The organism is Nostoc foliaceum FACHB-393 (assembly GCF_014698505.1).
Classification (GTDB): Bacteria; Cyanobacteriota; Cyanobacteriia; order Cyanobacteriales; family Nostocaceae; genus Nostoc; species Nostoc foliaceum_A.
Map to the genome: position 1 here is coordinate 1 of NZ_JACJTD010000126.1, position 8,360 is coordinate 8,360.

At 40.9% G+C, this 8,360-nt stretch carries 7 protein-coding genes; 6 read left to right on the plus strand and 1 reads right to left on the minus strand.

Annotation, left to right across the window (positions count from 1 at the left end; genetic code table 11):
• The first annotated feature begins 102 nt into the window (after positions 1 to 102).
• Entirely contained in the window at positions 103 to 531 is a 429-nt protein-coding gene (locus H6G92_RS37220; RefSeq protein ID WP_190901682.1) for a hypothetical protein, read from the plus strand.
• Positions 532 to 630: 99 nt separating this feature from the next.
• Here the strand turns inward: H6G92_RS37220 and ahcY are convergent, their stop codons facing one another.
• Positions 631 to 1,908: an adenosylhomocysteinase gene (ahcY, locus tag H6G92_RS37225; RefSeq protein WP_190901684.1), complete on the minus strand. Its 1,278-nt coding sequence runs from the start codon at positions 1,906 to 1,908 to the stop codon at positions 631 to 633.
• Positions 1,909 to 2,300: 392 nt separating this feature from the next.
• Between ahcY and H6G92_RS37230 the strand changes: the two genes are divergently transcribed.
• The 5 genes from H6G92_RS37230 to H6G92_RS37250 all read left to right on the plus strand — a co-directional run bounded on the left by H6G92_RS37230 (position 2,301) and on the right by H6G92_RS37250 (position 8,207).
• Complete coding sequence (locus H6G92_RS37230) at positions 2,301 to 3,953, plus strand: mechanosensitive ion channel family protein (RefSeq protein ID WP_190901686.1); 1,653 nt, start codon at positions 2,301 to 2,303, stop codon at positions 3,951 to 3,953.
• A gap of 257 nt (positions 3,954 to 4,210) precedes the next feature.
• Positions 4,211 to 4,648: a DUF6918 family protein gene (locus H6G92_RS37235; protein WP_190901688.1), complete on the plus strand. Its 438-nt coding sequence runs from the start codon at positions 4,211 to 4,213 to the stop codon at positions 4,646 to 4,648.
• Positions 4,649 to 4,859: 211 nt separating this feature from the next.
• Positions 4,860 to 5,756 carry a M23 family metallopeptidase gene (locus tag H6G92_RS37240; RefSeq protein ID WP_190901690.1) on the plus strand — a complete coding sequence of 299 codons (897 nt, stop codon included), beginning with the start codon at positions 4,860 to 4,862 and terminating at the stop codon, positions 5,754 to 5,756.
• Positions 5,757 to 6,238: 482 nt separating this feature from the next.
• On the plus strand, positions 6,239 to 6,874 hold the full coding sequence (locus tag H6G92_RS37245) for an HMA2 domain-containing protein (protein WP_190901692.1): 636 nt from the start codon (positions 6,239 to 6,241) through the stop codon (positions 6,872 to 6,874).
• 145 nt (positions 6,875 to 7,019) lie between these two features.
• Positions 7,020 to 8,207: a phosphatase PAP2 family protein gene (locus tag H6G92_RS37250; RefSeq protein WP_190901695.1), complete on the plus strand. Its 1,188-nt coding sequence runs from the start codon at positions 7,020 to 7,022 to the stop codon at positions 8,205 to 8,207.
• The last annotated feature ends 153 nt before the right edge of the window (positions 8,208 to 8,360 follow it).

The following is an 8,360-nucleotide window of genomic DNA, read 5'->3' on the forward strand; positions in this document are numbered from 1 at the left end:
TAGCCCGCCGTAGGCATCGCATCCAAGAAATATTCGAGCAACTTACACTGGAGCAGGTAATATCTATCTCTTCTTATAACTTTATTCTCGAAGCTCTTTTCTATGCAGCTTCACATTAAATTGGTATTAGAAGGCAAAAGACAAATAATCAATTTATATTATGATAATTTGATATCTGAGCGTTATTTAAATGTTTCTATTTCTTACAAGGATGATGTCCCAATTGCAGAATATTCTTTAATGCAAACAAGTGGTATTTCTGATAGTCAATTTTGTTTAATCAAATCACATTATACTAAATTAAAATTGCTAGAAAGATTTCGGAAGTATTCACCAGAAGTATTATCAGAAACACAATCTAGTATTAAAACACACATAAAAGCAAAATCCATTGAGCGAGTGAGACAATTTTTATTAGAAGAAGCTGAACGTTTAAGGGATAGATTTTCCAACAATCACTGGAAAGTAGTATTGCATGAAGGAATGGCAAACAGTTCTAAGTTTACTGAAGGTTGTTGTTTAACTCAATAATTAAGTATATCTGATTGGAAGATGAGTAATTGATATTTTACTAATAAAAAAAGGGATAAGCCCAAAAGCCTATCCCCAAAAAATCAATTAATCAAAGTATCAAGTTCCCGAAGTCCAAGAGTTGATGTACTCAATTTGATCAGCTGTCAAACTATCAATCGTGATCCCAATAGCCTGCAACTTCAAACGAGCAATTTCTTGATCGACTTCAACAGGAATTGAGTGCAAACCAGGAGCTAACTTACCCTTATTCTTCACCAGGAATTCACAAGCCAAAGCTTGGTTGGCAAAACTCATATCCATTACTGCGCTGGGGTGTCCTTCAGCCGCAGCTAGGTTAATCAAGCGTCCTTGTCCGAGAACGACAACTGATTTACCATTTTTCAACTTGTACTCTTCGGTGAAAGGACGAACTTCCTTGATTTCCTTAGCTTGTGCAGCCAAGTATTTTAAATCAAGTTCCAAGTCAAAGTGACCGGAGTTACAAACGATCGCACCGTCTTTCATGACATCGAAGTGTTCACCGCGAACGACGTGCTTGTTACCAGTCACAGTGATAAATATATCACCTTGAGGTGCAGCTTCAGCCATTGGCAGGACGCGGAAGCCATCCATTACGGCTTCAATTGCCTTGATGGGGTCGATTTCGGTGACGATGACGTTAGCACCCATCCCACGAGCGCGGAGGGCTGTGCCTTTACCACACCAGCCATAACCGACGACTACAATGTTTTTACCAGCCAACAAAATATTTGTGGCGCGGATAATGCCATCTAGGGTTGATTGCCCTGTACCATAGCGATTATCAAAGAAGTGCTTGGTGTCAGCGTCGTTAACGTTGACTGCGGGGAAGGTGAGAACGCCTTCTCTAAACATGGCGCGTAGGCGCACAATACCAGTGGTGGTTTCTTCGGTGCTACCAATCAAATCAGCGATTTGATGTTGGCGTTCTTGTACCAAAGTTGCAACCACATCGCTACCGTCATCAACAATAATATTGGGACGATGATCTAAAGCTATTTGGACGTGGCGGTTATAAGTTTCGTTATCTTCGCCTTTCTGAGCAAAGACGGGAATTTCATGATCGAGGACGAGGCTGGCTGCTACGTCATCTTGAGTTGATAAAGGGTTGCTAGCAATTAAAAGCGCGTCTGCACCACCAGCTTTCAGAGCGATCGCCAAATGTGCTGTTTCTGTTGTAATGTGGGCGCAAGCTACAAGGCGTAAACCAGCAAAGGGTTTCTCGATAGCAAAGCGATCGCGGATTTGCCGCAATACTGGCATTTCGCGTCCAGCCCATTCAATGCGCTGTCTTCCCAAGGCAGCTAGGCCGAGGTCTTTAACCTCGTGCTTTAATCGGGGAGAAGTTGCGGTCATCAAAAGTTACCTCAAAAAATTAAAAAAGCTACGTAAATTTTACGCACTCTACTAGGTTATTCTACGACTGGCGATTTTTGCTTGTAATTAGCAAAACTACCAGTCAATAGTCCTCAAAACTAGCTTGACGTTTGATCAGCATAATGTCAACTTCATCCCCAGGTTCTTCCTTTTTGTTTTATCTTTGGTAAGAGTAAGACTTTTCTAAGCCTTATTTGCTGATTTGAAGTACATTGTCATCTGTCTAAAGATAGAGTACAACCAAAAAAACATCAAAGTTTCATTATCTAAAGGGAAAACCTCAACTTTAGATAGGTACATTTACTCAAAACAATTGCGGAGGATGGTTATAGAAGTAGTCAATAGTCAATTTTTTTCAAGGAGGTGTTTGAGTGCGTTTTCAATTTTTGGCGATCGCTAGTTCAATGGCCATAGCCGTTGTATCTATGCCAAAAGCCACAGCCCAGATTCCTTTGTTACCGCAGCTGCAAGCTCCCAGCAGTGTGAGTAATGATGCAAATAATAGAATTGTTTCGGGCTGGATTTATTTAGATGGTCGTCGGTTATTTCAGATAGCGGCATCAAAAACCAACTTTCCTGAGCGTTCAGAAGACATCCAAAAGAAGTTGGAGAAAATTAGCCAAAATTACTTTCAGTCACCAGCAAAAACAGCAATCAACGTAGAAGTTCGCCAGGTCAACGGATTACCAGTCATTTATGTCAACAATCAATATCTGATGACCATCACTTCTGAAGATGCTGGACTGCGACAGGTAGATATATCGACATCGGCAAATCAAATCGCCGAATCGTTACAAGAAGACTTGCAACAAGCAAAGCAAGAAAGACAAACTCAATTTTTAATCGACCAAGCTAAAATTGCTGCGGGTATTGGATTGGTGATGATTCTCATGAGTTTGGGGGTATATAGCTGGCAGCAGCGTTCCAAAAAGGATTTAGTACATTCCATCGCCTCTCAACCCAACACAGGCCCCTTCAACTCTCAAATTTCACCAGCAGCAGCTCAACCAATTGCAACACAACTGAATCAACAGCAACACCGACATCTCCAAGAAGTTAAGAGACGATTATTCCAGCTAAGTCAAGCAGGAATTTGGGGAGGTGGAAGCTTCTTTATTTTGGGTCTATTTCCCTACACACGACCATTTCAGGTAATAATTCTCAATGCCGTCCAATTTCCTTTGCGATTAGGTGTTGTGTTCCTGGTAACTTACGTAGCAATCCGTCTCATCTACGCCCTCATTGATCGCTTCACCACCACTCTGATTAGTAGTGGTGCTTTATTGACTCCAGAAAGTTCTGAACGGCTGAGACTGCGAGTTTCCACATTTTCTGGCGTGACTAAAAGCATCGCTACTGGTATTTGCGTAGGAGTAGGCTTCTTGCTAGCGCTGGTGTCATTGGGGATAGATATCGTTCCCTTGCTAGCGGGTGCCAGTTTAGTTGGTGTAGCCGTGTCTCTGGCCTCGCAAAACTTAATTAAAGATGCGATTAACGGTTTCCTGATCATTTTAGAAGACCAGTACGCTTTAGGCGATGTGATTAATGTGGGAGACGTGGGAGGCTTAGTAGAAAATCTGAATCTGCGGATGACCCAACTGCGGGATTCTGAAGGGCGCTTGATCACGATTCCCAATAGTGAAATTAAGGTTGTTGCCAATCTTTCTAGTCGTTGGTCACGAGCCGATTTAACGATCCCGATCGCCTACCAAGCCGATATTGAAAAGGCTTTGAAGTTGATTGAAAGTATTGGCTTTGAGATGGATAAAGATCCGCGATGGGAGCGTCAAATACTGGAAACACCGCAAGTTTTGGGAATAGATCAATTTGGCGATCGCGGTTTGATTATTCGTGTATGGATTAAAACACAGCCCCTCAAGCAATGGGATGTAGCACGGGAGTTTCGCCGCCGTCTGAAAGTTGCCCTAGACCATGCCGGAATTTCTATTTCTGTACCTCAGCAAGCAATTTGGGTCAATGATGATCAGTTGTTAAATTTTCAGAGTAATGGCAAAGCTAATTAGAAACAGGATTTAGGCACTCAAAACCTGAAACCTCGTTCGCGTAGTGTGCGCGAAGCACACTCCCCCCCCTAACCAAAAAGCTCTACAAGAACGCGAACAGAAGAATGAGAAGCACCCATTATCATCAAGACCTTAAGGAGTGAAAATGTGATGTTCATAACATTCTCTAACTCTGATACGATTTTCTGTAATTTCCTGCTTGCTAAAAAAATTAGTCGAATAGAAATTAAATACTTAGATAGATAAGGAAAAGTGAAATGGGACTTAGTGAGGGACTTTTGAACCCGACCAAAAAGGCTATGGTCATAAATGACTGTTGCAACATGATAGAAGGACAGCTTGCATCGAAATCAGGTATGAGCGGCATTGCTTTGAAAACTGCCTTCGCCGCCCTAAAGGGGGTCAAACCGGGGTATATCCCTTATGTCGTTGAGCAGATCCTACCGCAGTGCTTTACAGCACTTGATCCTATCTGGAGTGAAGGCATACAGAAAGGCGATCCAATTGAATACCTGAATGCGAATCGCTCTCATACGGCAGACGCGCTATTGGGTGTCACCGATGCTAGAGTTAAGAACGCCAAGCGCCAAATCGTGCGAGGAACCTATGAAAAACTTCGTGGTTCAGCCAAAAAGCACGTAGAAGAAGCAGTGCCTGACTTAGCCAAAGTAATTGATAATTACACTAAGTCCTGAGCCAGAAGGGAAGAATGACAAAAACGTATGCCACCCTTCGATACATCGGTGGCTGGCATACGGGGCAGATATTAAATTTGTAGCGCCAAGGCGTTTGGCGAGGGTCTTGGAAATGCCATATATGCTAAATTTCCTGATATTTTCCAAGTCAGCTTGAAACAGCAAATAATCAGAAACTATCTGAATTATTGTTTGAATAAACTTTCAACTTATGAAAAAAGTTAACGTTTATCGATACCGCACTTATGGACTAATTGGGTTAATATCCTTAACCGCCGTAGTAAGTACAAATACATCTGCCCTGACACAGTTAGCAGGCGATTCCCCAATTCAGCAAACTCCTATTCCTGCTTCTAACTTAATCTGGCCGACTCAAGGGTTTATTTCTCAGGGCTTCCGCAAATATCAACATGAAGGAATTGATATTGCAGGGGCATCTGGAACTCCTATTGTTGCTGCGGCATCTGGTACAGTCATCAAAGCAGCTTGGGATGATTGGGGATTAGGCAATGCTATAACTATTAAACATTTTGACGGCAGCATCACTGTTTATGGTCACAATCGCCGTTTGTTGATGAGCAAGGGTCAACAGGTCATTCAAGGTCAAATTATCGCTGAGATGGGATCTACAGGCAATAGTACAGCGCCTCATCTGCATTTTGAAGTTCATCCAAATGGTCGAATAGCAGTTGATCCCCTTCGTCTGTTGACATCCTTAACTGCAAGAGTTCAGCAAGCGGATAACCCGAACCGTCCAGTCTGGACACCCCCGGTAGCAAAGCAAGTTTCACCTTCACAGCCAATTCCAATAGGTTTTGCCCCTGTTAACACTGATACTAAATGCAATGGAATTACCATAATTGAGGGTGAGACTGCAAACATTCATGTAAAAGTCTGTGAAGAAAATGGCCAGTTATTTTATATTGGACAGTTGAAGCAAGGCCCAAGTAAGCCTATAAAAATAGCAGCTTTAAATATTGGTAAAGGCAGATATAGAGCAGATAATGGTAGTTTTTATTATTTAATCAGCCCTGAAAAAGTAGAAGTTTGGCGAAATAGCACACAGATACGTTCTGACAGATTTTATACTTTAACAAAATCGCCATAAAGTCCCCAATTATACTAGCATTCAACAGTCAGGAGTCACAAAGGCTGTTTATCTAGCTTATAGACCAAAATCCTGTGCCTGACTTATTTAAAATCCACTATATTTATGCATTTTACCGCAATTTCAATCCCTAGTATGGATTTTAGTTGATTGTAATAATTCCAGCTTTAGCGGCTTTAATTTTGGAGGGGTCTGAATCCCCGAATATATTGCTAAATGTGCTCTTTAAGTTCTGCCTTATTCAACGTTTCTTTTATTGATTATTTCATTATTATTGGCAAAGCACAGTGTTAAAGAAACTTAACCGGTCTGAAAGCAGTGACAGCTAGATTCACTACTGAGATAGATGTTTTAACTCACAAGAATAGGTATGACTAAAGTAAAGTCAACGTAGTTCAAGAAGACCCTCCCTTAGAACATAAATAGATAAATTAACAAGCCTCGGTTGATTTTTGTGCTTTTTGAAATTAAAAAATGGTACTATGACTTCTATAAAACGTTCTAATTTTAACAAAAGTGCTAGTCTTAATCTGCGTTTACCATCAAAAAAGGCAGGTAAAAGCGTAGCTAATAAAAGAGCACCATCCCCAAAAATATTCTATAGCATTGTCCATACAATTCCTGGGCGCATTCGTTTTCGTATTCCTCTGCTAGCCAGAGATCCTGAATATGCTAATAAACTCAAGTTAGTAATAGAATCCGCTCCTAGAGTTACAAATGTTCGTACTAACCCAAAAGCGGCATCCATAGTCATCAATTATCAAGTAGGTGTAATTTCAGATAATCAAATGCGTGAGCGTCTGGTCAATCTGATTCAAACTGCCCAAGATGAGGTTATGCCAAAAGAGGTAACGTCAAAATCAATCTTGGGGACTATCTTTGACTCTCTAATCAACTTAATTGATAGTACACGCAAAATTAACCAAGCACGTAATGTTATTGTGTATCGAAGGTTTAGGAAAGATGTTTGGGAACGAATACTTTCTGCATCAAGAAGCATAATTAAGAAACTAAAATCTGCCGCCATGTTTATCTTGCCTAACAAGCGATGGCGATTACGCGGCAATAGCGAGGTCAACTCCCAGCCTTTAAAATTACAATCTGTTAGTGAGCCTTAGCTAGTATAGTTGCTAATACAGTAAGCATTAAAATTATTACTGATTAAGAGTAAGTAACCTTGAAATAACTGGGATTTCCCAAAACTCGTGAAAATATCTTTTCTCTAGTCTTCAGTCCAAACATTTTATTATCAATTAAATAAAAATGGGTACTCCTCAATCTCATAAAGTGATTAATAAAAGTTATTGGGTTCAAGCAATACATACTGCCGTTAAAGGAAGAGCTAGATATAAGGTCAATGGGCTTTATCATTCGGAAGCTCTCAAAAGATATCTCGAATCAAGATTATTAGAGAAGGAAATAATCTTGCTAGCTCGTGCTAATACTTACACAGGGAATATCTTGGTTATTTTCCATCCAGATAAAAGTTTAAACGCGAACCCCTTTGGCGAAGGATATCCGATAGTGCAAGACGGGTCTTCTCTTGTCTACGGGAGACTGCGCCAACGAGACGCTACGCAAACCACTATCGCACTGCTCATCCAAGAAATTGTCTTAGATTATAGGAAAAAAGGGAGTAAATTAGTTGCTTCTTCCATACCCAGCCAATTAGTCAAGGTTCCAAAAGCATCTGCCGCAGTCCTTGGAGACAGTAAGTTGCATTCCTTTGATGTTAAAGAAAATATTGTTTCAGTTGGGGGTAATAACCGAAACATATTTGATTCAGGCATATTATTTCAACAAATATCCATACAGCGGCAATTAAACCAAACAGGCAGTCAATTTATTCCGGTATTGGGGACTGTTTGCGCCCTTGTATGCGGCACTGGACTTTTGTACGCGTATAATTTTGACGAAGCCATTTTGCTTTTGATCCAGAAACTGCATACACCACTGCTCGATCGCATTATGCTTAGTATCACTTTTCTGGGCGATCCACTAGTAATGCTGTTATCTTCTTTAGGTTTGGCAATTAGTCCGTTATATTATAACCGTCACCGGGATGCAACGATCTTGGGCATGGCTGGAGTCGGTGCAATCTTGCTAAATTGTTTAATGAAAATATTATTTGGTAGAACGCGTCCAGCATTGTGGAAGCATATGATTAATGTGGGTCAACACAGTTTTCCCAGCGGTCATGCAATGGTCTCAATAGTTATTTACGGTTTTACGGGCTATATTTTGGCAAAGCAGTTTCCTCAATGGCACTTTTGGATTTATGGTTTGACTTTTGCCTTAATTGCTGCGATTGGTTTCAGTCGGCTTTATCTTGGAGTCCATTGGCTAACTGATGTGACAGCTGGCTATGCCGCAGGTTTAGTGTGGTTGATTGCCTGTATCCTCAACTTGGAATCGCAGCAAAAATATCACTTGTCACTGGAAGCAGGCTGATTGGTCAGCAATTATCCTTATTAGATTTAACTATTACGCCGTAAGTCCCCCACTGAATTTGGTACTCCGAATCAGTGGCGGGATATAAGGCGGTTGATAAGGATTGCATCTAATATTAATTTTTTGCATAGCAAAAAGAAATATTAGGGAGAT

Bases quoted from the DNA above. Each gene is read 5' to 3' on its own strand.
- H6G92_RS37220 (WP_190901682.1), top strand. From the start codon at position 103: ATGCAGCTTCACATTAAATTGGTATTAGAAGGCAAAAGACAAATAATC.
- ahcY (WP_190901684.1), bottom strand. From the start codon at position 1,908: ATGACCGCAACTTCTCCCCGATTAAAGCACGAGGTTAAAGACCTCGGC.
- H6G92_RS37235 (WP_190901688.1), top strand. From the start codon at position 4,211: ATGGGACTTAGTGAGGGACTTTTGAACCCGACCAAAAAGGCTATGGTC.
- H6G92_RS37240 (WP_190901690.1), top strand. From the start codon at position 4,860: ATGAAAAAAGTTAACGTTTATCGATACCGCACTTATGGACTAATTGGG.
- H6G92_RS37245 (WP_190901692.1), top strand. From the start codon at position 6,239: ATGACTTCTATAAAACGTTCTAATTTTAACAAAAGTGCTAGTCTTAAT.
- H6G92_RS37250 (WP_190901695.1), top strand. From the start codon at position 7,020: ATGGGTACTCCTCAATCTCATAAAGTGATTAATAAAAGTTATTGGGTT.